Source organism: Lysobacter spongiicola DSM 21749 (genome assembly GCF_900167055.1).
Taxonomy (GTDB): domain Bacteria; phylum Pseudomonadota; class Gammaproteobacteria; order Xanthomonadales; family Xanthomonadaceae; genus Novilysobacter; species Novilysobacter spongiicola.
Genome location: NZ_FUXP01000015.1, coordinates 1 through 22,580, shown reverse-complemented (window position 1 = coordinate 22,580; position 22,580 = coordinate 1). Strand labels below are relative to the sequence as shown.

The 22,580-nt window shown below is 68.0% G+C and carries 24 protein-coding genes and 1 pseudogene; 17 read left to right on the top strand and 8 right to left on the bottom strand.

Annotated elements, in window-relative coordinates:
- Positions 1-51 precede the first annotated feature (51 nt).
- From folP to B5D37_RS13180, 10 genes are all read left to right on the top strand, one after another.
- Positions 52-906, top strand: a complete 855-nt coding sequence (gene folP / locus B5D37_RS13225; protein ID WP_078759210.1) for a dihydropteroate synthase — start codon at positions 52-54, stop codon at positions 904-906.
- Positions 907-1,019: 113 nt separating this feature from the next.
- Positions 1,020-2,009, top strand: coding sequence for a tRNA (adenosine(37)-N6)-dimethylallyltransferase MiaA (gene miaA / locus B5D37_RS13220; protein WP_078759209.1), 990 nt, complete (start codon positions 1,020-1,022; stop codon positions 2,007-2,009).
- A 180-nt stretch (positions 2,010-2,189) separates the two neighbouring features.
- Positions 2,190-2,477: an RNA chaperone Hfq gene (gene hfq / locus B5D37_RS13215; protein WP_078759208.1), complete on the top strand. Its 288-nt coding sequence runs from the start codon at positions 2,190-2,192 to the stop codon at positions 2,475-2,477.
- Positions 2,478-2,572: 95 nt separating this feature from the next.
- Entirely contained in the window at positions 2,573-3,886 is a 1,314-nt protein-coding gene (hflX, locus tag B5D37_RS13210; protein ID WP_078759207.1) for a ribosome rescue GTPase HflX, read from the top strand.
- A 71-nt stretch (positions 3,887-3,957) separates the two neighbouring features.
- On the top strand, positions 3,958-5,109 hold the full coding sequence (gene hflK / locus B5D37_RS13205) for an FtsH protease activity modulator HflK (RefSeq protein ID WP_078759206.1): 1,152 nt from the start codon (positions 3,958-3,960) through the stop codon (positions 5,107-5,109).
- Positions 5,106-5,969: a protease modulator HflC gene (gene hflC, locus B5D37_RS13200; protein ID WP_078759205.1), complete on the top strand. Its 864-nt coding sequence runs from the start codon at positions 5,106-5,108 to the stop codon at positions 5,967-5,969. The genes hflK and hflC overlap by 4 nt, the downstream gene beginning before the upstream one ends.
- A gap of 7 nt (positions 5,970-5,976) precedes the next feature.
- Positions 5,977-6,171 carry a DUF2065 domain-containing protein gene (locus B5D37_RS13195; RefSeq protein WP_078759204.1) on the top strand — a complete coding sequence of 65 codons (195 nt, stop codon included), beginning with the start codon at positions 5,977-5,979 and terminating at the stop codon, positions 6,169-6,171.
- A gap of 143 nt (positions 6,172-6,314) precedes the next feature.
- Positions 6,315-7,607 carry an adenylosuccinate synthase gene (locus B5D37_RS13190; RefSeq protein ID WP_078759203.1) on the top strand — a complete coding sequence of 431 codons (1,293 nt, stop codon included), beginning with the start codon at positions 6,315-6,317 and terminating at the stop codon, positions 7,605-7,607.
- 1 nt (position 7,608) lies between these two features.
- Complete coding sequence (locus B5D37_RS13185; RefSeq protein WP_078759202.1) at positions 7,609-9,087, top strand: sensor histidine kinase; 1,479 nt, start codon at positions 7,609-7,611, stop codon at positions 9,085-9,087.
- Complete coding sequence (locus B5D37_RS13180) at positions 9,084-9,410, top strand: hypothetical protein (protein WP_078759201.1); 327 nt, start codon at positions 9,084-9,086, stop codon at positions 9,408-9,410. The genes B5D37_RS13185 and B5D37_RS13180 overlap by 4 nt, the downstream gene beginning before the upstream one ends.
- An 8-nt stretch (positions 9,411-9,418) precedes the next feature.
- Here the strand turns inward: B5D37_RS13180 and B5D37_RS13175 are convergent, their stop codons facing one another.
- The 5 genes from B5D37_RS13175 to B5D37_RS13155 form a co-directional block, all read right to left on the bottom strand.
- Positions 9,419-10,138, bottom strand: a complete 720-nt coding sequence (locus B5D37_RS13175) for an ABC transporter ATP-binding protein (RefSeq protein ID WP_078759200.1) — start codon at positions 10,136-10,138, stop codon at positions 9,419-9,421.
- The gene (locus B5D37_RS13170) at positions 10,131-11,333 is read right to left on the bottom strand and encodes an ABC transporter permease (RefSeq protein WP_078759199.1); all 1,203 of its coding nucleotides are present in this window, start codon (positions 11,331-11,333) and stop codon (positions 10,131-10,133) included. Before B5D37_RS13170 ends, B5D37_RS13175 begins: the two co-directional genes overlap by 8 nt.
- Before the next feature lie 5 nt (positions 11,334-11,338).
- On the bottom strand, positions 11,339-12,556 hold the full coding sequence (locus B5D37_RS13165) for an efflux RND transporter periplasmic adaptor subunit (RefSeq protein ID WP_143814320.1): 1,218 nt from the start codon (positions 12,554-12,556) through the stop codon (positions 11,339-11,341).
- Positions 12,557-12,677: 121 nt separating this feature from the next.
- Positions 12,678-14,279, bottom strand: a complete 1,602-nt coding sequence (locus B5D37_RS13160) for an MFS transporter (RefSeq protein WP_078759198.1) — start codon at positions 14,277-14,279, stop codon at positions 12,678-12,680.
- 61 nt (positions 14,280-14,340) lie between these two features.
- Positions 14,341-15,156, bottom strand: coding sequence for a DUF1206 domain-containing protein (locus B5D37_RS13155; protein WP_078759197.1), 816 nt, complete (start codon positions 15,154-15,156; stop codon positions 14,341-14,343).
- A gap of 146 nt (positions 15,157-15,302) precedes the next feature.
- Here B5D37_RS13155 and B5D37_RS13150 point away from each other — a divergent pair, with 146 nt between their 5' ends.
- The 5 genes from B5D37_RS13150 to B5D37_RS13130 all read left to right on the top strand — a co-directional run bounded on the left by B5D37_RS13150 (position 15,303) and on the right by B5D37_RS13130 (position 19,814).
- Complete coding sequence (locus B5D37_RS13150; RefSeq protein ID WP_078759196.1) at positions 15,303-15,641, top strand: tRNA-binding protein; 339 nt, start codon at positions 15,303-15,305, stop codon at positions 15,639-15,641.
- Between the two features lie 11 nt (positions 15,642-15,652).
- Entirely contained in the window at positions 15,653-16,978 is a 1,326-nt protein-coding gene (locus tag B5D37_RS13145) for a PQQ-dependent sugar dehydrogenase (protein WP_078759250.1), read from the top strand.
- 79 nt (positions 16,979-17,057) lie between these two features.
- Positions 17,058-18,038 carry an RNA polymerase sigma factor gene (locus B5D37_RS13140; RefSeq protein WP_159447403.1) on the top strand — a complete coding sequence of 327 codons (981 nt, stop codon included), beginning with the start codon at positions 17,058-17,060 and terminating at the stop codon, positions 18,036-18,038.
- 86 nt (positions 18,039-18,124) lie between these two features.
- On the top strand, positions 18,125-18,604 hold the full coding sequence (locus tag B5D37_RS13135) for a hotdog fold domain-containing protein (RefSeq protein ID WP_078759194.1): 480 nt from the start codon (positions 18,125-18,127) through the stop codon (positions 18,602-18,604).
- A gap of 31 nt (positions 18,605-18,635) precedes the next feature.
- Positions 18,636-19,814, top strand: a complete 1,179-nt coding sequence (locus tag B5D37_RS13130) for a threonine aldolase family protein (RefSeq protein ID WP_078759193.1) — start codon at positions 18,636-18,638, stop codon at positions 19,812-19,814.
- Positions 19,815-19,845: 31 nt separating this feature from the next.
- Here the strand turns inward: B5D37_RS13130 and B5D37_RS13125 are convergent, their stop codons facing one another.
- Genes B5D37_RS13125 through B5D37_RS13115 form a run of 3 tightly spaced genes read right to left on the bottom strand, consistent with a single transcriptional unit; the run spans position 19,846 to position 21,605 of the window.
- Positions 19,846-20,613, bottom strand: coding sequence for a hypothetical protein (locus B5D37_RS13125; protein WP_159447402.1), 768 nt, complete (start codon positions 20,611-20,613; stop codon positions 19,846-19,848).
- A 52-nt stretch (positions 20,614-20,665) separates the two neighbouring features.
- Entirely contained in the window at positions 20,666-21,052 is a 387-nt protein-coding gene (locus B5D37_RS13120) for a DUF6768 family protein (RefSeq protein ID WP_078759191.1), read from the bottom strand.
- Complete coding sequence (locus B5D37_RS13115) at positions 21,039-21,605, bottom strand: RNA polymerase sigma factor (RefSeq protein ID WP_078759190.1); 567 nt, start codon at positions 21,603-21,605, stop codon at positions 21,039-21,041. The genes B5D37_RS13120 and B5D37_RS13115 overlap by 14 nt, the downstream gene beginning before the upstream one ends.
- Here B5D37_RS13115 and B5D37_RS15205 point away from each other — a divergent pair.
- A complete protein-coding gene (locus tag B5D37_RS15205) occupies positions 21,605-22,102 on the top strand; it encodes an excalibur calcium-binding domain-containing protein (protein WP_343124512.1) in 498 nt (165 codons plus the stop codon). The two genes, B5D37_RS13115 and B5D37_RS15205, sit on opposite strands and share 1 nt — an antisense overlap.
- Positions 22,103-22,295: 193 nt before the next feature.
- Positions 22,296-22,580, top strand: a pseudogene (locus tag B5D37_RS13105) (transposase); the annotation flags it as partial.

Genomic DNA, 22,580 nt, shown 5'->3' with positions numbered 1-22,580 from the left:
GACCTCGAAAGGCCAGAGTTCGCTCTGGCCTTTTTTCGTGGTGCGCTTCCCATGTTCGATGTTTCCCCCACGCTCGACTGCAACGGGCGGCCCCTGGTGTTGGACCGCCCGCGGGTGATGGGCATCGTCAACACCACGCCGGACTCGTTCTCCGATGGAGGCCTGCACGAGAGCGCGGATGCAGCGGTTGCCCATGCGCTGCGGCTGGTGGAGGAGGGCGCCGACATCCTAGATATCGGGGGCGAGTCGACCCGGCCAGGCGCGGCCCCGGTGCCGCTCGAGGAGGAGCTGCGTCGCGTGGTGCCGGTGATCGAACGGCTCGCGCGGGAAGTAGGCGTCCCGATCAGCGTCGACACGAGCAAGCCGGAGGTGATGCGCGCGGCCGTTGCTGCCGGTGCCGGCATGCTCAACGACGTGCGCGCATTGCGGGCCGAAGGCGCGCTGGACGCAGCCGCCGGGCTGGGTGTGCCGGTGGTCCTGATGCACATGGCCGACGAGCCCGGTGGGATGCAGGATGATCCGCGCTACGACGACGTGGTGGCCGAGGTGCACCGTTACCTCGCCGAGCGCATCTTCGCGGCGGAAATGGCGGGAATCCCCAAGCGCAACCTCGTCGTCGACCCCGGTTTCGGTTTCGGCAAGAACGGAACGCACAACATGACGTTGCTTGCGCGGCTGGAGCGGTTCCGTGAGCTCGGGGTGCCGGTGATGGCAGGGCTGTCACGCAAGCGCACCATCGGCGCCCTGACCGGACGCGAGGTTCCCGCCGATCGCGTGCACGGCTCGGTCGCGGCACACCTGATCGCGGCGCAGCGCGGTGTGCTGCTGCTGCGTGTCCACGACGTCGGCGCGACAGTGGATGCGCTGAAGGTGTGGGCGGCCGTGGCAGCGGTGGGCAAAAACTGACCAGAGTGATGGGCAGGCCCGCCGCGCGGGCTTCGGCGGCACTTGTCCACAGCTTGGTCACCGCGCTTGTCCACAGCGCTTGTGAATAACCCCACACGATTCGGGAGGGCGACATGGACCAACACGATTCGCGCCCGCTCGCCATCGCGCTGATGGGCCCGACCGCCTCCGGCAAGACCGCCCTGGCGCTGGAGTGGGCCGCCCGGATCGGAGGTGAGATCGTCAGCGTCGACTCCGCCCTGGTGTATCGCGGACTCGACATCGGCGCGGCGAAACCTTCCCGCGCCGAGCTGGACAGCGTTCCGCACCACCTGATCGACATCCGCGACCCGTGGCAGCCGTACTCGGCTGCGGAGTTCGCCAACGACGCGCGCGAGGCGATGGCGGCGATCGCGGCGCGCGGCCGGTTGCCGATCCTGACCGGTGGGACGGGCCTGTACTTCCACGCACTGCTGCAGGGCCTGTCGGACATGCCGCGGGCGGATGCCGGCCTGCGCGCGGAACTGGCCGTCGAAGCGGAAGCAAAGGGGTGGGCGGCGCTGCATGCCGAGCTGGCTCACGTGGACCCCGTCGCGGCGGCCCGCATTCACGCCACCGATGCCCAGCGCATCCAGCGGGCGTTGGAGGTGTTCCGCCTGTCCGGACGCAGCATGACCGAATGGCGCCGCCGGCCCGGCCCGCCGCGCCCGCCGTTCCGCGTACTCAAGCTGGTCCTGGCGCCGTGCGAGCGAAGCACGCTGCACGAGCGCATAGAACGCCGGTTCGACCTCATGCTCGAGGCAGGCTTCCTCGACGAGGTGCGGCGCCTGCGCGAATTGCCGCAACTGCAGGCGCACCCGGCGCCGCTGGAGCTGCCGGCGCTGCGCGCGGTGGGGTATCGCCAGGCATGGGAGCACCTGGAGGGACATACCGACCCGGCCACCTTCCGCGACCGCGCGATATTCGCCACCCGTCAACTGGCCAAGCGGCAGTTCACCTGGCTGCGCGGCCAGCTGGACGCGCGCTGGTTCGATCCGCTGAGGGCGCGCCCGGAACTGGAAACCGCGCTGGCGCTGTTCCTGAATGGGCCTCCTGCGGCGCCGCCGGCGGCCGCTGACCACTGAAAGCGCCGACCCCGTCACAGCCCGGTGGGGTACACACGCCTGGCAGTGCTCCGGAAGGCACCGCAGCCCCCAGTTGCGCTACCATCGGCCGCATCGTCGCCGTGGGGACAACTGTCGACGATGCGGCCCGCCCATGCGGGCGCCGCCCAATAACTAGAAGATCAAAACCGGGGGAGTTCGATGTCCAAGGGGCAATCTTTGCAGGATCCTTTCCTGAACGCGCTGCGGCGCGAGCGCGTGCCGGTGTCCGTGTACCTGGTCAACGGCATCAAGTTGCAGGGCACCATCGAATCGTTCGACCAGTTCGTGGTCCTGCTGCGCAACACCGTCAGCCAGATGGTCTACAAGCACGCGATCTCCACCGTGGTGCCGGCGCGGAACGTACGCGTCGGGCCGGGGGGCGGGTATGTCCAGGGCAGCGAAGGTCCCGGCCACACGCAGGACGATGGCGCCGGCGAGGAAGAGTAGGCGCGTGTGCGCCTGCCCGGTCCCGGGCCTTGTTTTCTCCCCGGGCCGCATCCATCTGGTGACCACGCCAATCCGGTTTCCAGAGACTGCCATCCTTGTTTGAACGTTCCCGCAAGGGCGAAAACGCGCTGCTGATCCAGCCCCATGCCGGCGGTCCGCCGGACGAGGGGCTTGCCGAGGAGTTCGCCGAGCTGGCGCGTTCGGCCGGCGCCAGCGTGGTGGCGACCCTGACCGCACGCATCGATCGTCCCAACGCCGCCATGCTCATCGGCAGCGGCAAACTGGAAGAGGTCAGGGCCGCGGCCGACGCCACCGGTGCCGACCTGGTGCTGGTCAACCATCCCCTCACGCCGGGCCAGGAGCGCAACCTCGAGCGCGCCCTGGAGCGCCGCGTGGTGGATCGCACCGGCCTGATCCTGGACATCTTCGCCCAGCGGGCCCGCAGCCACGAAGGCAAGCTGCAGGTCGAGCTGGCGCAGCTGCGCCACATGTCGACCCGGCTGGTCCGTGGCTGGACCCACTTGGAGCGGCAGCGCGGCGGCTCGATCGGACTCCGGGGTCCGGGTGAAACCCAGCTGGAAACCGACCGGCGCCTGTTGCAGAAGCGGCTGGAGCAGTTGCAGAAGCGCCTGGACAAGGTGGAGGTCCAGCGCACGCAGATGCGCAGGGCCCGGGTACGTAGCGAAATGCCGCGCGTTGCGCTGGTCGGCTATACCAACGCCGGCAAGTCGACGCTGTTCAATATCCTGACCGGCGCCGAGGCCTACGCCGCCGACCAGCTGTTCGCCACCCTGGACCCCACGGTGCGGCGCATGGACCTGCCGGGCGGCGGGTTGATGCTGGCCGACACGGTGGGCTTCGTGCGCGACCTGCCACACGAGCTGGTCGCCGCGTTCCGGTCGACCCTGTCCGAAGCGCGCGAGGCCGACCTGCTTCTGCACGTCGTCGATGCCGCCGATCCGCTGCGTGACGAGCGCATGCGGCAGGTGGACGAGGTGCTGGCGGAAATCGGAGCCGGCGACATCCCGCAGGTGCTGGCCTACAACAAGATCGACCTGGTGGAAGGGGCCGTTGCGCGCGTGGACACGCCGGCGGAGGGGCACCCCAGGGTCTGGCTGTCGGCGCGCGATGGCGGCGGGCTCGACCTGCTCCGGTCCGCCCTGGGCGAAGCGCTCGACCTGCGGCACCTGGTAGGCACCGTGGCGCTGCCTCCCGATGCCGGCCGGCTGCGCGCCCGCCTGCACGAACTGGGCGCGGTGGTTGCCGAAAGCGCCAGCGACGACGGCTGGACCATGGATCTCGACCTGGTCCGCGCCGATGCCCAGCGCCTGCACGCCCAGCCCCATGGCGACGCACTGCAGCCCCTGCTCGACCAGCACCCCGACCCCGACGCCGACCACTTCGCTTGAGGCGACCGGCCCCCCAGACCTAGAATCACCGATCGCCTGCACAGGCGTCACCCACCCTTGTAGGAGCAGGCATGGCCTGGAATACCCCTGGCAGCGGCAACTCCGGCGGCCCCGACGGTCGCCCGCCGCGGCAGCGACGCCCCGGCAATGGCGGCCTTGAAGACGTGCTCGACCGGCTGCGCGGCCTGTTTGGCGGCAGCGGCAGCGGCGGCCCGAACATCGGCCGTTGGGTCCTGCTGGTGGTGGCGCTCTGGCTCGTGTTCAACACCTTCGTACTGGTGACCGAGCAGGAGCGCGGCGTGGTGCTGCGCTTCGGCCAGTACGCACGTGTCCTGCAGCCGGGTCCGCACCTCAAGCTGCCCTGGCCGCTGGAGCGGGTGACCAAGGTCAACGCCACCGCGATCAAGACCTTCAGCACCACCGTGCCGGTGCTGACCAGCGACGAGAACATCGTCCGCGTGGAGATCAACGTGCAGTACCGCGTTGGCGAGCCGCAGCAGTACCTGTTCGGGACGCGCGACGCAGACGCCATGCTGGGCCAGGCCGTGCTGAGCACCGTGCGCGAGCAGGTCGGCCGCTCGACCCTGGATACCGTGCTGGGTGCCCGTGGCGCGCTGGCGGTATCGGCGCGCGAGCAACTGCAGGCCTCCCTGGACGCGTACCGGACAGGCCTGGTCGTGACCGAGCTCAACCTGCCCAACGCGCGTCCGCCGGAAGAAGTGAAGCCGGCATTCGACGACGTCAACAGCGCCCAGCAGGACAAGGACCGCCTGATCAGCGAAGCCGAAGCCTATGCCGCCCAGGTGGTGCCGGAGGCCCGCGGCCATGCCGCCCGCATCCGCAACGTCGCCGAGGGCTACAACGCCGCGGTGGTCTCGCGCGCCGAGGGTGACGCCGACCGCTTCTCGATGCTGGTCGACGCCTACCAGGACGCGCCCGAGGTGACCCGCAAGCGCCTGTGGCTGGAGACCGTCGAGCAGGTGATGGCCGGCAACCGCAAGGTGGTCGGTGGCGACTCGCGACAGCTGATCTACGTGCCGATGTCGGGGCAGGGCGGCAGCGGTGGTTCGGCGACCGGCCCCGGATCCGACATCACCCCGCCGATGCTGACCCCGCAGTTGCTGGGACCGGAGGTCAACTCCAGCCCGTCCGGCACGGCGCCCGCTTCCAACCGCGACGACCGCGCGGCCCGACCGACCGGCCGCGATGAGGTGACCCGATGAAGTACCCGTTCTGGATCGCGACCGCGGTCGCCGTCCTGCTGGCCCTGATGGGGTCCACCTACGTGGTGCGCGAAGGGCAGGTGGCGATGGTGCTGAACCTCGGCCGCGTCGCCCGTACCGGCGTCGAACCGGGCCTGCACTTCAAGGTGCCGCTGGTCGAGACGGCGCTGGTGTTCGACCGCCGCCTGCAAGTGCTGGATGCCGAGCCCGAGCGCTACCTGACCTCCGAGCGCAAGGACGTCAGCGTCGACTTCTTCGCCGTGGGCATGATCGAGGACGTCCGCGCGTTCTACCGGGCCACCGGTGGCGACGAAAGCGTGGCTTCCGAGCGCCTCGCTCCGATCATCAAGGATGCGCTGCGCAACGAGATCAACTCGCGCACCCTGCAGGAGGTCGTTTCCGGCAACCGTTCCGAGATCATCGACCGCCAGCTGGAGGCCATCAACCGGGGTGCCGCGACCGTCGGCATGTCGATCGTGGACCTGCGCATCAAGCAGATCGACCTGCCCACCGACAGCCAGGTGATCCAGGACGTCTACCGTCGCATGAGCGCGCAGCGCCACCAGGTGGCCAGCGCACTGCGCGCCGAGGGCGCCGAGCAGGCGCAGACGGTGCGCTCGCAGGCGGACAAGGAGCAGGCGGTGATCGTCGCCGAGGCCGAGCGTGATGCCCAGCGCCTGCGCGGTGAGGGCGATGCCCGCGCCGCGGCACTGTATGCCGAGGCGGCGGGGCGTGACCCGGGCTTCTTCGCGTTCCAGCGCAGCCTGGAGGCTTACCGGAAGTCATTCGACGATGGTCAGGGCGTGATCGTCCTGGACGAGGACGACGAGTTCCTCCAGTACCTGAAGGACGACCGCTGAGCCGGCCATGGTGACGGAGCTGTTGTCGGCCCTGTGCCTGGCCGCCGTGCTCGAAGGGCTGTTCCTGTTCGTCGCGCCGGGAAGCTGGCGGCGCGCCATCGACCAGGCGCGCGCGCTGGGAGATCGCGAGCTCCGGGTGCTCGGCGGCGTGATTCTCGGCGCGGGGTTGTTGGCCCTGTGGCTGACCCGGCAGTTCCTGTAACGGGTACTGGCCGCGGGGGCTGGAAACCCGGATAATGCACAAAAGCCGGCAGGGGCCCTCGCCCTTCCGGCTTTTTCTGTGTGCGGAGCCTCTCCGCCCGGCCGGCCACAAACCGGCCCCAAAATGCCTCAGGAGCAAGTGCAATGGGTCAGTCAGTCGTCGTTCTCGGTGCCCAGTGGGGCGATGAAGGCAAGGGCAAGATCGTCGACCTGCTGACGCAGGACATCGGCGCGGTGGTCCGCTTCCAGGGCGGCCACAACGCCGGCCACACGCTGGTGATCGCCGGCAAGAAGACCGTGCTGCACCTGATTCCGTCCGGCATCCTCCGCGAGGGTGCGCTGTGCCTGATCGGCAACGGCGTGGTGCTGCACCCGGGCGCCCTGCAGAAGGAGATCGCCGAGCTGGAAGGCAACGGCGTGGAAGTGCGCTCGCGCCTGAAGATCAGCCCGGCCACGCCGCTGATCATGCCGTACCACATCGCTCTGGACCAGGCGCGCGAGAAGGCCGCCGGCGGCAAGGCCATCGGCACCACCGGCCGCGGCATCGGCCCTGCCTACGAGGACAAGGTGGCCCGCCGAAGCATCCGCGTCGCGGACCTGCACTACCCCGAGCAACTGGCCGAGAAGCTGCGCGCCGCGCTGGATTACCACAACTTCGTGCTCACCCAGTACCTCAAGGTCGAGCCGGTCGACTTCCAGCAGACCCTGGACGAAGCGTTGGCCTTCGGCGACTACGTCGAGCCGATGAAGTCCGACGTCGCCGGCATCCTGCACGACCTGCGCAAGCAGGGTAAGCGCGTGCTGTACGAAGGTGCTCAGGGTTCGCTGCTCGACATCGACCACGGCACCTATCCCTACGTCACCAGCTCCAACACCACCGTCGGCGGCGCGCTGGCCGGCACCGGTGTCGGCGCGGACTCGATCGACTACGTGCTCGGCATCGCCAAGGCCTATGCCACCCGCGTCGGTGGTGGCCCGTTCCCGACCGAGCTGCATGACGAAGTCGGGCAGGGCATCCGCGACCGGGGCCAGGAATACGGCGCCACCACCGGCCGCCCGCGCCGCTGTGGCTGGATCGACATCGTCGCGCTCAAGCGTGCCGTGGCGATCAACGGCATCAGTGGGCTGTGCATCACCAAGCTCGACATCCTCGACGGCATGCCGACGCTGAAGATGTGCATCGGCTACCAGTACCGCGGCAAGCAGACCGAGTACGCCCCGCTGGATGCCCAGGGCTGGGACGAGTGCGTGCCGGTCTACCTGGAGTTCCCGGGCTGGGAAGAGAGCACCCACGGCATCACCGAGTGGGACAAGCTCCCACCGGCCGCACGCGCCTACCTGCGCGCGCTGGAAGAGCTGTCGGGCTGCCCGCTGGCCATGGTCAGCACCGGCCCGGACCGCGACGCCAACATCGTCCTGCAGGATCCCTGGGCCTGACATGCCCCGTGAGGTCGCCGATGCCGACTACCGCCTCATGGTCGAGGCGGTACGCGACTACGCGATCTTCCTGGTCGATACCGACGGCCGTATCCGCAGCTGGAGCGCTGGCGCACAGGCGCTGAAGGGCTACACCCCCGAAGAAGCCATCGGCCGCAGCATCGAGATCTTCTACACCCCGGAGCAGGTTCGCCTCGGGCTGCCGCGCGCCAAGCTGGAAGAGGCCCTGCGCTCGGGCAGGGTGGAGGACGAGGGCTGGCGCCTGCGCAAGGACGGCAGCCGGTTCTGGGCCAACGTGGTATTGACCGCGCTGTTCGACCAGGACGGCACCCACCGCGGCTTTGCCAAGGTCACCCGGGACTTCAGCGCCCGCCGACAGCACGAGGAACTGCTCCGCCAAAGCGAGGAGCGCTTCAGGCTGCTGGTGGAGGGCGTGCGGGACTATGCGATCTTCATGCTGGACCCGTCCGGCAACATCGCCAGCTGGAATCTTGGCGCCCAGCTCAACAAGGGCTACACCGCCGAGGAGATCATCGGTCGCCACTTCTCCATCTTCTATCCCCAGAACAAGCTCGATGAAAAGTGGCCGGAGCAGGAGCTGGCGATGGCGCTGCGCGACGGTCGCTTCGAAGACCAGGGCTGGCGCCTGCGCAAGGACGGCAGCCGGTTCTGGGCCAGCGTGGTGATCACCGCGTTGCATGACGACGAGGGCCGCCACTACGGGTTCGCCAAGGTGACGCGCGACCTCACCGAGCGCCGACGCATCAGGACGCTCGAGCACCACGAGCGCCACCTCCATCAGTTCCTCGCCATGCTGGGCCACGAGTTGCGCAATCCGCTGGCGCCCATCGCCAATGCGGTGGCGATCATGCAGCTGGATCCGGACCCGACCGAACAGACCAGGATGACCCGCGAGATCCTCGGTCGGCAGGTCGGGAACCTGACGCGGCTGGTGGACGATCTGCTGGACGTCGGCCGCATCGTCAGCGGGAAGATCCACCTCGAGAACGAGCCCGTGCACATGCGCCAGGTGCTGGAGGAGGCCGTCGAAGCGGTGATGCCGGCAAGCCGGGAGAAGCGCCAGCTGCTCGAGGTCGAGATGCCCGAACATGACATCCGCGTGCAGGGAGACAAGGTCCGCCTGGTCCAGGTGGCGGCCAACCTGCTGCACAACGCAGTCAAGTTCACACCGGAGGAGGGTCGGATCCAAGCCCGGCTTTCGCAGGCGGGTCCGGACGTCGAGCTGAGCGTGCGCGACAACGGCCCCGGCATTGCGCCCGAGAACCTCGCCTACGTGTTCAAGCTGTTCGCCCAGGACGACCAGGGACCGGTGCGGGCCGATGGAGGCGGGCTCGGGGTTGGGCTCAGCATCGTGCACCAGATGGTGCAGCGCCACGGCGGCAGTGTCAGCGCCTTCAGCACCGGTATTCCGGGCGAGGGCGCAGAGTTCATCGTTCGCCTGCCTGCCATCCAGCCATGAGCACCAACTCCTGCCAGGCGCTGGTCCAGCTGTTTCTGCCGGTCTACGGCAACGACGGCAAGGCGTTCCCCAGGGCCATGTTCGATGCGGTGCGCGACGAGCTCACCGAAGAGTTCGGCGGTGCCACCGCTTTTGCGCACTCGCCGGCCGTCGGTGCCTGGGAGGACGACGACGGCGACGTCTGCCGCGACGACGTCATCCTCTACGAAGTGATGGCCGACACCCTCGACCGCGAGTGGTGGCAGGGGTATCGCAAGACCCTGGAGGCACGCTTTGAGCAGGAAGAGATCCTGTTGCGCGCCACCGCCGTCGAGCGCCTTTGAAGGCGGCTTCATCCACGCTCCGACAACGTGTCGCTCTCGATGTTCCCGTCGACCAGGGTCACGGTGCGGTCGCATTGCTCTGACATCCGCGGGTCGTGGGTCACCAGCAACACCGCGCAACCGAACTCGCGGTTGAACTTGCGAAACAGTTCGAACACTTCGGCGGCGGACTTGCTGTCCAGGTTGCCCGTGGGTTCGTCGGCCAGTAGCAGCGCGGGGCGGGTGACCAGCGCGCGGGCGACAGCGACGCGCTGTTGCTGGCCGCCCGAGAGCTGGTCGGGCTTGCGGTTCTCCAGCCCTTCCAGCCCGACCTGTGCGAGCAGCCCGCGGCCCTGCTCCAGCTGGTCTTGCGTGGGCTTGCCGCTCGCCACCATCAGCGGCATCAACACGTTCTCCAGTGCGGTGAAGGCCTGGATGAGGTGGTGGAACTGGAAGACGAAGCCGATCGCGCTGCCGCGAAGTGCCGTGCGCCGGGCGTCGTCCATGCCACGGGTGGGTTCGCCCAGCAGGTACAACTCGCCCGACGTGGGCTGGTCAAGCAGGCCGATCACGTTCAGCAGCGTGCTCTTGCCCGAACCCGAAGCCCCCACCAGTGCGGCGAAGTCACTGCGCAACAGGCGCAGGTCGAGTCCGTGCAGCACCTCGATCTCGGTCGGCCTTCCGACGTTGTAGCTCTTCTTCAGAGACTGCAGGCGCAGCACTTCCTGTCCGGCATCGTGCTCAGACATGCCGGATCGCCTCGACCGGATCAAGGCGCGATGCTCGACGTGCCGGCAATGCCGCGGACACGATTCCGGTAAGGGTGGCCAGCAACGTGGCGCCCATCAGCAGCGTCTGGTCCACCGGGATGTAGAACAGTTTGGGGCCGAAAGTGTTGAACGCGGCCACCAGCCCGTAACCGGCCGCGCCACCAAGCAGCGATCCTGCCAGGCCGAACAGCGCACCCTGGATCAGGAATACCCCCAGCATCTGTCGACGCGTGGTACCCATCGCACGCAGGATGCCGATCTCGCGCGTGCGCTGCACGACGCTCACCGACAATACGCTGGCGATGCCAAGCGCCACGCTCAGCGCCACGAACACGCTGATCATCTGGGTGGACAGGCTTTGCGAGCGCAGTGCATTCATCAGCTGGGCGTTGGTCTCCATCCAGCTTTCGGCCTTGAGGCCGGTGAGCCTTGCGATGCGGGAAGCCATCGATTTCGCGGCGAAGATGTCGTCGACGGTGACATCGATGATCGTGGCCGCACCCGGCAGGTTGAGCAGCGACTGGGCCTGCTTCATGTCCAGGTAGACGTAGCGCGCATCCAGCTCACGCACGCCCAGCTCGAAGACACCCGCCACGTTCACCACGCTCTCGCGGCCCTGGCCACCGTCGATCCGCATCTTGTCGCCCGCGCGCATGCCCAGCTCGATCGCCAGCTGCCTGCCGACCACCACGTCACCGGCACCGATGCGGAACTCGCCCTCGACGATGTCGTCCTGGATCGGGATGATCCGCTGGTAGCGTTCGGCGTCGATGCCCACCAGGGCCACTGATTCCAGCGCCTCGCCGCGGCGTGCAAATGCCGGCCCCGATATCACCGGCGACACTGCGGTTATGCGCGGCAGCGTGTCCAGCACGTCGCGGACCTGCTGCCAGTTGTTGATCGAGCGCAGCCGCTGTGCCCGCCTGCTCTCCAGCACCAGTTGCACCGTGCCTTCGGCGGGCGCGAGGATCCGGTTGGCCTCATCGGCCGGCTCGACCTTGATATGGGCCTGCGTGCCCAATGTGCGTTCGATGATGTTGCCTTGCAGGCCGGTGATCAACGCAGTCAGGAAAACGATTACCGCCACCCCGACCGCGATCCCCACCAGGATCAGCACGCTCTGCGCCTTGCCCTCGCGCAGGAATTTGGTGGCGATGGTCCATTCGATCCACATCGTGGTCAGTCGAGCGCCATCGGCAGCTCTTTTCGCGTGCCGGAGTCCGTCGCGTCCACGGGCAGTTCGGTGGCGGCCACCCGCAGGCGATCGCCTTCCTCGATCTCCGCGCGGGCATCGGCCAGGACCCAGTCGCCGGCCTGCAGTCCCCCGGTGACCTCGGTGGACGTCAGGCCGCGCAGTCCCAGTTGCACTTCGCGCCTGATGGCGCGGCCGTCGTCGACCAGCCACACCTCGCCCCGGTGGCCGGAGACCGCATCCAGCGCGTCGTTGGGCACCACCAGTGCGCTCTCGCGGCGTCCGGTTTCGACGTTCACCGAAACCGTCATGTCCTGGCGCACGAAGTCGGGCACCGGATCCACCGTCAGGCGGATATCGACCGAGCCGCGTTGTGGGTCCACGCTGGGTGCGATGAAGGTGACCTCCGCGGGGAAGGGGCGCGCAGGGTAGGCATCGGCGATGCACATGGCAGGTTGGCCCATGGCAAGTACCTCCAGGTTCTTTTCATCCAGCGGCACCAGCACTTCGGTGGCGCCGGCACGCGCGATCTCGAAAAGCACGCGGCCGGGTTGCACCAGGTCGCCCGGCTCGACATCCCGGGTGAGCACGGTGCCGGCGACTTCGGCGCGGACGATTGTCTTGTCGAGTTGCGCCCTGGCGTTCGCGAGCCGGGCGCTGGCGGCGGCCTCGTCCGGGTGGCCGGCCGCCAGCGAACGCACGGCCAGCCGCGCCTGTTCGGCAGCGGTCCTGGCGACCGTCTCGGCCTGCACCGCCTGCTCCATGGTTTCGCGGGCGATCAGCTGGCGCTGCAGGAGGTCCCTCCGGCGTTGCACCTCACGGCTGGCCTGGGTGAGCCGTGCCTCGGCTTCGCGCAATGCGGCCTGCGCCCGTGGACGCGTCGATTCCCGCAGCTGCGCCATGGCGGCCTCGGCTTCCCTTACGGCGGCCTCCAGGTCATCGGCGCGCAGTACCGCCAGTACGTCGCCAGGCTCTACCGCGTCGCCTTCCTGGACCCGGCGTTCGACCACCACGCCGGTGATGGCGCTGCCCACCTGGGCACGTGACACCGCGACCACCCGGCCCGTCGCCACCACCGTCTGCACCAGCGGGCGCGAGACCACTTCGTAGCCGGGCAGCTCAGGCCCCCGCATCTTCACCCACCCCCAGGCCATGGCGGCCAGGACCAGGCAGGCGACGGCGGCGAGCATCAGGTTGCGCTTCATCGACGGACTCCGGAGCAGGCGCGATAGCTCAGTTAAGGTAACGGCTGCGGCACCAGCGGTACGTACCCGCAGGCGTTGAGCAGCTTGCACGCCTGGATGGGGCCTGGACGCCAGAGTGCTTTCACGAGCGGCTGAAACAGGTTTCGATCTCCTCGAGCCGGCGCCCGCGCGTCTCCACGCCGCTGCGCCATAGCATCAATGCGGCGGCCGCCATCGGCAGCGCCAGTAACACCGCGGACACGGCGAAGTGATCGAAGAACCCCGCCACGCCCAGTCCGGCACCCAGGATGCCGCCGAACTTGGAACTGGCGGCAACCACGCCCGAGCCGGTGCCGCGCAAGTGCAGCGGATAGATCTCCGCCGCATAGGGAATCAGCATCGCGATGACACCGCTGACACTGACCAGCAGCGCGGCGGTCGCCAGCGTGGTCACCACCACCGAACGCACGGCCAGTGCATCCAGCGCGCCGAACGCCAGCAGCGATGCCGCGGTCAACGCCAGGAACAGCACCAGTGACTTGAAGCTGCTCCAGCGGTGGTAGATCCAGATCACCAGGGCGATGCCCGGCAGCGCATAGACCGCCGACCAGGCCAGCAGCGCACTCGCGCCTGCAGGGTCGACGCCGAGCACGCGCAGGTTGACCGGCAACCACAGCAGGAAGCCGAAGTTGACCAGCCCCCATGCGGTTCCCGCCACCAGCAGGCTCCAGGAAACGGCGGCGTGGCGCCCGCGCAGGAGCTGGCGGACCCCGGTGACGGGATGGCTCTCGTCGATGACAGGCGCGCCCGGATGTGTTTCGTCATCGCGCTCGATCCCGCCGCGTCGCCCGGCGAACCGCTCCAGCAGGGCGCGGGCCTGCCCGTGCAATCCCATGCTCGAAAGGAACCGCGGAGACTCCGGGATGAACCGGTTCAGCACAATGATCAGGGCGCCTGTCGGCAGGCCAAGCAGCCACAACACCCGCCAACTGAACATCGGTTCCAGGATGGCCGCCGCGCCCGCCGCGAGCAGGTAGCCACCGGAGGTGCCGAGGCCACCCAGCGCCACCAGCAACCACCCGCGGTGCGCCGCCGGCACCGTTTCGGTCATCAGCGTGAAGGTGATCGGCAGCAGCCCACCCGCCGACGCGCCCATCAGGAAGCACATCGCCAGGTTCCAGCCGAACGTCGGCATCGCCCCGCAGATGGCCGTACCGATGAACATCAGTGCTGACAGCAGGATCGCCGAGCGCCGGCCGAAGCGATCGGCGATGCGGCCCCATACCACCGACCCGATCGCGGTCCCGGTCAGCGCGAACAGGGCCAGCAGGCTGGCCAGCGAAGTCCCCATGCCGTACTCGGCCGTCATTCCCGGCATGACGAAACCCAGCGTCGCCGGCTTCATGACATCGATCGCCAGCGTGATCACCAGCACCGTCACCAGTGCCCAGTGCGCACGGTTGAGCGGGGCGCCGTCGGCCACGTGGAAGTTCAGCGGGGCGCCATCGCTGCCGGCGTAAGCCGGTGCCCGCGGCAGCATGCCGTACGCCGACAGCGCGAGGCCAAGCGGGATGATCGCCATGCCGACCCACATCGCGGTCGTCATCGGCATGCCCACCATCTGCCAGTGCGTGTGCTGGCCCATCATGAACATCGGCCCGTGCGACAGCACGCCACCGGCGATCAGCGCGCAGCCCAGCCAGAACGCGGCGGGGCGGTGGAACGACAATCCCGGCTGCTTCATTGGGCTCCCCCTGGTCGGCGCATCTTACCGACGGAGGAGCCGCGCCGGGCGAGCGCCCCGGTCAGTCCGGCCGCTCGATCCGGCGATACACCGCCTTGGCAATCTGGTGCACGCCGTAGGCCAGCAGACCCAGTCCGACGGCGGCCAGCAGTCCGCCACGCTCGAGCATCTGCAGCACCTCGCCCGTATCGGCAGCGGTGGCTGCGCTGTAGGACCGGCCCGCCTTGAACACGAACCAGCCGATCGGGAGCAGCACCACCCCGCGCGCGGCAGTGCCGATGCGACCGATCGCGCGCACCGCCCGGGACGTCGTGGCGTTGCTCGTCGTCATGCGGCGATTGACGTCTCCGCGCGCTGCCTTGATCAGCTGATGGATGCCGTACCCGATGATGCCCACCCCGGCCGCCATCACCAGCCAGGTGCCGAAGGGCTTGTCCAACAGCCGGGCGATCCAGATCTCGGTGCCGTTCCCGCCATCGGTCTGGCCCTGTCGCGACAGCTGCCAGGCGGTATAGGCCAGCGATCCATAGATCACCGCGCTCAGCGCGTAGAACAGCCGCATGAAGACGCGCTTTGCACCATGCTCGCGATGCTCCGGGTCCAGCACCGCCTGCACCATGCGCCAGATGACGTGGGCAAGCAGGCCCACCGCAATCAGCATCAGCATCAGATGGCCGCCGCTTTCATCCACCAGGGACTGCAGTGCGCCACTGGCGCCCTCGGGCTGGCCGGACGCCATGGCGGCAGTGAAAGCGATATATCCCAGCAACACGTAGACCACGCCCTTGGCGGCGTAGCCGGCCCGTGCCACCGGCGGCACCCAGCCTGCGACCTGGTGCGCGGCGGAGGAGCCTGCATTTTCGATGGATCGGTTCATGGGCTTGGCTCATGTAGAAGAAGCCGGAGTTTTCGCAGAGCGACGGTGCCGGCGCCGTGAATGCTAGGGTCGAGGGCGTTGAACTCGCGCGGGGTACGGGACGGCCCGATAATCGCCCGACCGCCCCTCCCGTACCGCCATTCCCGATGGACGACATCACCTTCGAAGACTTCCTCAAAGTCGAGCTCCGCGTCGGGCGCATCACCAGCGCGTCCTTGTTCAAGGAGGCCAGGAAGCCGGCCTATGTCCTGCAGGTGGACTTCGGCGAGGCCATCGGCACCAGGAAGAGCAGCGCGCAGATCACTGCGCTTTACACGCCGGAGGAGCTGGTGGGGAAACTGGTGGTCGCGGTCGTCAACTTCCCGCGCAAGCAGATCGGCCCGCTGATGTCGGAATGCCTGGTGACCGGCTTCGACAACGAGCAGGGTGAGGTCGCGCTCTGCGTGCCCGATCGGCCGGTGCCGTTGGGAACCCGGCTGCTTTGAAGATCGCAACCATGACAGGGGCAACAGGCAGGTTCGCGGCGCTGCTGGCGGCGGTGCTGTTTGTCCAGCCGTTGCACGCGCGAGAGTTCCACACCGGTCTGGAAGGGGAATGCGGCGGACTGCCGCGCCTGGACATCGGCACCGTCCACGGCATGTGCGCGGGCTTGGTACTGGGTCCCACCAGGCAGGACCGGACACGCCCGATCAGATTGCCGCGCTCCCTGCTGCAGTTGAGCGAGACCGAATGGCTGGTCAGCGATCTCGGCGCGTGGGACCGGCCGCGCGGTGCCGTCTGGAAGCTGACGCTGCAACCGGGGCGGGCACCCGAGGTAGAACGCCTGCTGGGCGACCTGCATGTGCCGCATGCACTGGCACGTGGACCCGAAGGGCTGGTCTATGTCGGGGAGATGAGCCGGATCATCCGGTTCGATCCTGCTTCACCGGACCCGGCGGCCAGCGTCGAGGTAGTCATTTCCGGACTGCCCGACAATGCGCTCCACCTGCATCGCCACCCGCTGTCGAAGTTCGTGTTCGCGCCCGACGGTGCGCTCCTGGTCAACGTAGGGGCGTTGTCGGATCAGTGCGCGGACGAGCAGGGGAATGCTGCCGGCCCCCGTTGCACGGAAAGCGAGACCGGCGAACACGCCGCCAGCATCCGTCGCTATGAAGCCGTCGGCCCGGGCCAATGGAGCCCGGACTACACCGTGCATGCGAAGGGGCTGCGGAACTCGGTCGCGCTTGCAGTGCATCCATCCGGCACCGTCGTACAGGCCGAGAACAGTTTCGACCTGCCCACGCGGTGGTCGCCCTTCGAAGAGCTCAACGTCATCGAAGCGGGGCGGCACTACGGGTGGCCCTACTGCATGGACATCGCCACGCCCGCGCCCGCCTGGCGTTCGGGCACGGCCATGGACTGCCGCGGGAGCGCGCACACCGCGCCGCGCGTCCTCCTGCCTCCGCACGCAGCGCCGCTTGATCTGCTCTGGTACGACGGCGCGATGTTCCCCGCACTGCACGGCCGCATGCTCATGACCTTCCACGGGCACCGCTCCGTTGGCGGCCGCATCGTATCGTTCGCGGTAGACGGGGACGGGGTGCCGATCGCGGACCGGAACGCCCGCTTCCACTACTACGGCGGCGGGTCGCGCGCATACGGCGCAGGCCCCGCCGCGACACCGGTGACGCTGACGCCCGGCTGGGGGCTGCGCAAAGGGCGACGACCCCAGGGCTCGCCGGTGGGACTGGCCGTCGCGCACGATGGGGCCATCTGGGCCACGGACGACCGGGCAGGGCTGATCATCCGGTTCGCGAAGGATGGAGCCGCTCCGCGGCCTTAGTGCCCATTACCCCGTTGGCGCCTGTCACATCCGCCGTGCCCGCTCGTTATTCGAGGCAACCTCCCATCATTGGTCGACGATGAACACTGCCAACCCCACCACCAGCCCGGTCGCCCCCGCGGACTTCCTCGCCGCGCAGCGGGGTGACCGCAATGCCTTTGCACGGTTGGTGCTGGCGACGCAGAAGACGGTGGCCACTATTGCGCTGGCCGTCACCCGCGACGTGCAGCTGAGCGAGGACATCGCCCAGAACACCTATGTAAAAGCCTGGCAGCGGCTGGCGTCGATGCAGAACCCGGAAAGCCTGCTGCCGTGGTTGCGGCAGGTCACGCGGAACGAGGCAATCGACCACCTGCGGCGTCGCCGCCACCAGGAGGTCGCGCTCGATACCGAGGACTCGCGCATTGCGGGGGCGGCCGCCACCGGTCCGGATCCCGAGGCCTGGATGCAGGACAGGCAGCGATCCGAGCAACTGGCGCGTGCGCTGGACGCGGTGCCGGACGACAGCCGCGAAGTACTGCTGCTGTTCTACCGCGAGGGCCAGAGCAGTCAGCAGGTGGCAAGCCTGCTGGGGCTGAGCGATGGCGCCGTGCGCAAACGGTTGCAGCGTGCGCGCGAGGGCCTGCAGTCGGAGTTGCTGGCGCAGGTGGCGGACGTGGCACGCCACAGTGCCCCCGGCCTGGCGTTCGCGGCCCTGGTGGTCGGCTCGCTGGGGCCACGCGATGCCGCCGCCGCAACGGCAGCCACGGCCACTGCCGGCAAATGGGCGCTGGGAGCCGTTGGTACCGTGCTGGCAGCACTCGCGGTGGTGGTCGGCGCCGTCGTCATCGACGTGCGGCGCGCCATGCGCCGTGCCCGCAGCCCGTCCGAGCGCACGGCGCTGCTGCGCCATGGCATCGTTTATGCCGCAGTGATGGCCAGCTTCGTCGGCATGCTGTTCTGGTCGAAGCACGGCGACTGGTCACAGGCCAGGCTGCTGGGTGTGTCGGCGGGGTACTCGCTGGTGATCATCGGGTTGGGCATTGCACGCGCCCGTATCCATCGGCGGCATCGGCCCTAGAGCCGCAGCTTTGTGCGTCCGGCGCGCCCATACACCATGGTATGGTCAGCCCCGCCTTCAACCGGGGCGAGTGAAGGGCCAACCGCATGGGCAAGCGCAGGACGATCGACATCTGGACCAGCCTCGCCTCGATGCCCGGTGGCAAGTGGCTCTTCGGCGTGCTGTTGTGCCTGAAGGCACCCTACTTCAGCAGCGTCAGCCCCCGGTTCCTGCAGTTGCGGCCCGGGTATTGCGAAGTAGCGGTGCGCAAGCGGCGCAAGGTGCTCAACCACATCGGCACCGTCCACGCGATTGCGATGTGCAACATGGCCGAACTGGCCGGCGGGACGATGACCGAAGTCACCATCCCGCCGACCCACCGATGGATCCCGAAGGGGATGACGGTCGAATACCTGAAAAAGGCGACGACGTCGGTGGTGGCCATCGCCCGTCCGGTCGAAGGCACGCCCGACTGGGGCCGCGCAGGGAACTACGATGTCGAGGTGGTGGTGACCGATACCCACGGTGAGCGGGTGTTCCGCGCCATCATCTCGATGTGGGTCTCGCCGAAGAAGGGATCCGCCTGACCAACCCGTAGCCCAACCGCGGAGCACACCGATGGATCGCCGACATTTCCTGGCCACGAGTGGACTGGCCGCCGCTTTGCCGCTGGTGGGTCACATGACCGGTCCTGCCGCTGCTTTCAGTGCTGCGTCAGTTGCCAGCAACAGCGCGAATGAGCTGTTCCAGCGCGTCAACTTCACCTGGGACGGCTTGAACCTGAGCCCGCTGGAGTACGCGACGCTGCTTCGCGACGTGGTCTCGGCGCCCGACTTCGAAGCCGACTACTACTCGTTGGGCGGGAATATCGAGTCGCTGGAGCGGACCTTCGCGGGGCTGCTCGGAAAGGAGGCCGCGATATTCCTGCCCACCGGCACCCTGGCCAACCACATCGCCGTCCGCACCCTGGCGGGGGAAGAGCGCCGCGTGCTGGTGCAGGCCGAAAGCCACCTCTACAACGACAGCGGCGATGCGGCCAGCACCCTCAGCGGGTTGAACCTGATCCCGCTGGCTGCCGGTCGAAGCACGATCGAACTGGTGGAAGTGGAGCAGTGGCTCGGGCGCTCGGCCAGTGGCCGGGTGGAAACAGGGGTAGGCGTGATCTCGATCGAAAACCCGGTGCGGCGACGGGGGCACCAGATGGTCGAGTTCGACGAGCTGGTGCGCGTCTGCGAGCGCGCCCGTGAGCAAGGCATCCGGCTGCACCTGGACGGCGCCCGCATGTTCAACCTGCCCCAGCACTCCGGACGCAGCGTGCGGGAGCATGCGGCTCTGTTCGACACCGTCTACGTCTCGCTGTGGAAGCACTTCAATGCTGGCGCCGGCGCCATCCTCGCCGGCGACGCCAGCGTCATCGAAGGCCTGTTCCACACCCGGCGCATGTTCGGCGGCGGCATGCCCTACGCCTGGCCGCAGGCGGCAGTGGCGAGCCATTACGCCACGAGCTACGAAACCGACTACGCCAAGGCATGGCAAACCGCCGACGAGCTGGCGGAACGGCTACGCGCCGACGGCCGCTTCCAGTTCCGCAAGCCGCCAGGGGGTACCTGCCGCCTGGTGATGAAGGTCCCGGGCGTAGAACCCCGTGCGTGGGTGCAGCGGGTGGCGGAGCAGGGTGTCGACCTGCCCCACGCCATGTCCGGCACCGACGAATTGCCGCTGATGGTCAATACGTCGCTCCTGCGTCGATCGCCTGAAGAGCTGGCGCGGGTGTTCGTGGGTGCGCTGGCAGGTTGACGCGTTACGCCAAGTTACATACGTGCGACGGTCATCCGCACTCGTAGGTGCCCAGCTCCCGGCCGAACTGCAAGCTGTGGACCTCGATCCGGGCGAAGATCCTTCGCGCGACGGCGTTGTGCTCCCGCGTGCAGTTGAACTGCGTCTCGAACACGTAGTCTTCGCCGCGTTCCGCTGTCAGCTCATCGCGCCATTCGTTGGCTGCCTGGATCACCGAATCGTTCACGAATACGGAGTGTGCGGACACGTCGATGACGCCGTTCGCCCGTGAGCCCCCGACGACCGCGTCCACGTAGGGGTCGTATGCATTCCCGCAACTGGCGAGGCAGGGCGCACGGTAGTCAGCCTCACCGAACAGCTGCTCGAACTCCCCGAAGGTCAACGGTCCGTCGATCACTACGTCGCTTTGCGTGCCCGTCAGTCCGGACACATCGAATCGGCAGCCTTCTTGAAGGTCGATACTGATCATCGAAACGGCGCGGTCGTGGAATCCCACGCTGACATCGCATCCGTCGACCGTGTAGCGCGCCTCGTCCGGTGTCTCGTATGTCGACTCGCCGAGGGTGCGCTCAAGGAACTCCTTCGTCGCGCCAATCGAATCGAGTGCGACGATCGGGGTGATTCCTGGCGCCGTCGTTGCGGCCTCCGTGGCACCTACTGCCTGGGCGGTCGAGGTCGATGATGGCGGATCGGCGCTCATGGCTTCCGCCCCCTGCGATGATGGCGCTTCGCCGGGGTTCTGGCACGCGCCCAACAGGGCGGCTGTAACGAGGGCAATCAGGCGTCCGGTGCTTTGCATCGTGGTGTATCCCTGCAGAGTGGATTGACGGCAACAAGCATAGCGCCAGAGGCTAGCGCCCCTGCTCCCCAGCCCTGTCCGCCCGCAGTAGCGACAACTGCAACTCCACGCGCTTGAGCTCGCGCAGCATGCGGTTGGCCTCCATGTGGCTGCCCATGAAGCCCTTGGTCATCGTGGTGAGCTGGAACAGCAGCACTGCCCCGACGCCCCACTTCACGGCCGAGAGCAGATCGGCCGTGGCCACCATCTGCCATACCGCGTAGGCACCCGCCAGGAAAGCCAGCACCCCTACGATGTAGGCCACCCACACGGCCCAGCCCATCGGGCCGCGGAACAGCCCGAAGGCCTGTGCAACATAGCCGGGCTCGCCGTGGCGGGCGAGCAGCGCCCGGTCCTCGTCGGTGAGAGCGCGGCCGATCAGATCATCAACGTTGTTCATCGCTGCATCCTTCAAGTAGCGCGCGGACCTTGCGCCGCGCATGCATGAGCCGGGTCTTGACCGTTCCCGGTGGAACGTCGAGTGCGACGGCGATCTCCGCCACGCTCAGGTCTTCGATGTAGAACAGCGCGAGTGCCGCGCGCTGCGGTGCCAGCAACGCGCCGACCGCCTGCATCACGATGGCGAGCTCGGCGGCGAATTCGGCGGAGTGGTGCCGGGGGAGCTCGGGCTCCATGCCTTCGCCGGCCTCCTCGGGCTCGAAGGGCTCGCGGGCATTGCGATGGAACTGGCGCTGGCAGCGACGCGTCACGATGCGGAACGCCCATGCGGGGAAGGCCGCCGCGTCATCCAGCCGGCCCAGCCCGCGCAGGATCTCGACCCATGCCTCCTGCACCATGTCCCGCGCACGCTCCGCATCGCCGAGCACCCGCCACGCATGGCGCAGCAGCCGCGGCTGCCAACGCTCCACCAGCCGGACGTACGCCTGTCGATCGCCCGTCGCCGCGGCCGTGACCAGGTATTCGTCGAAGAGCCGCTCGCTGTCCCGGTTCAATGGCTGCCGCCCTGTGTACCCCTTTGCATGTTAGGTGCGCGGGAGCGGGGAAACGGTTCAATGGGCGCAGCGCGATCTCGGGATGCCAACAGGTGCATGCTGGCCCCTCATTGGACCCGGTGCCGTTTGGGTCCATACCTCCCCGTGATCCGGGAGGGCTTCATACAGGGGGCTATATGAAGACGATCGTTGCCAGCGTTCTGCTGCTGGCATTGCTTGCAGTGCCAGTCACGGCGTTGGCGCATGGGGGCGGCTTGAACGCCCAAGGCTGCCACACCAACCGGAAGACGGGCGACTACCACTGTCACCGCGCGCCTAGCGCGCCTGCGCCTGCATCTTCGCTGTCGTCCGGCTATGCGCCATCGCGCGCGGCTTCAGGCGGTGCGTATGCCAACTGTTCGGAAGCGAGGGCGGCAGGTGCCGCGCCGGTGAGGGCGGGGGAGCCGGGGTATGGGCGGCATCTGGATCGGGATGGGGATGGGGTTGGGTGTGAGTAGGATTGCGCATTTGCCACGTCCGCTTCCGACCCAAAGCAGACGTTTCGTTCAGGGCACACGGCTCTCGGCACCAAAGGTAATGGTTTAGGATTGGCCACGGGCGATTGTCCTCAGTTCGGAGCTGGCGACGTCCCCCCGGTTTTGAGTAGCACGGCGATCTGGAGTCCAATTCCCCAAAGCGAGGAGATTGGACGTGAAGAAGCGCTTTTCCGAAGAGCAGATCATCGGCTTCCTGCGCGAGGCCGAGGCCGGACTGCCGGTCAAGGAGCTGTGCCGCAAGCACGGCTTCAGCGAGGCGTCGTACTACCTGTGGCGGAGCAAGTTCGGCGGCATGAGCGTGCCCGATGCCAAGCGCCTGAAGGAGCTTGAGACCGAGAACGGCCGGCTGAAGAAGCTGCTGGCCGAGCAGGTTCTCGAGAACGAGGTCATCAAGGACGTCCTTCGAAAAAAGTGGTGAGCGCACCGGCTCGACGCGAGC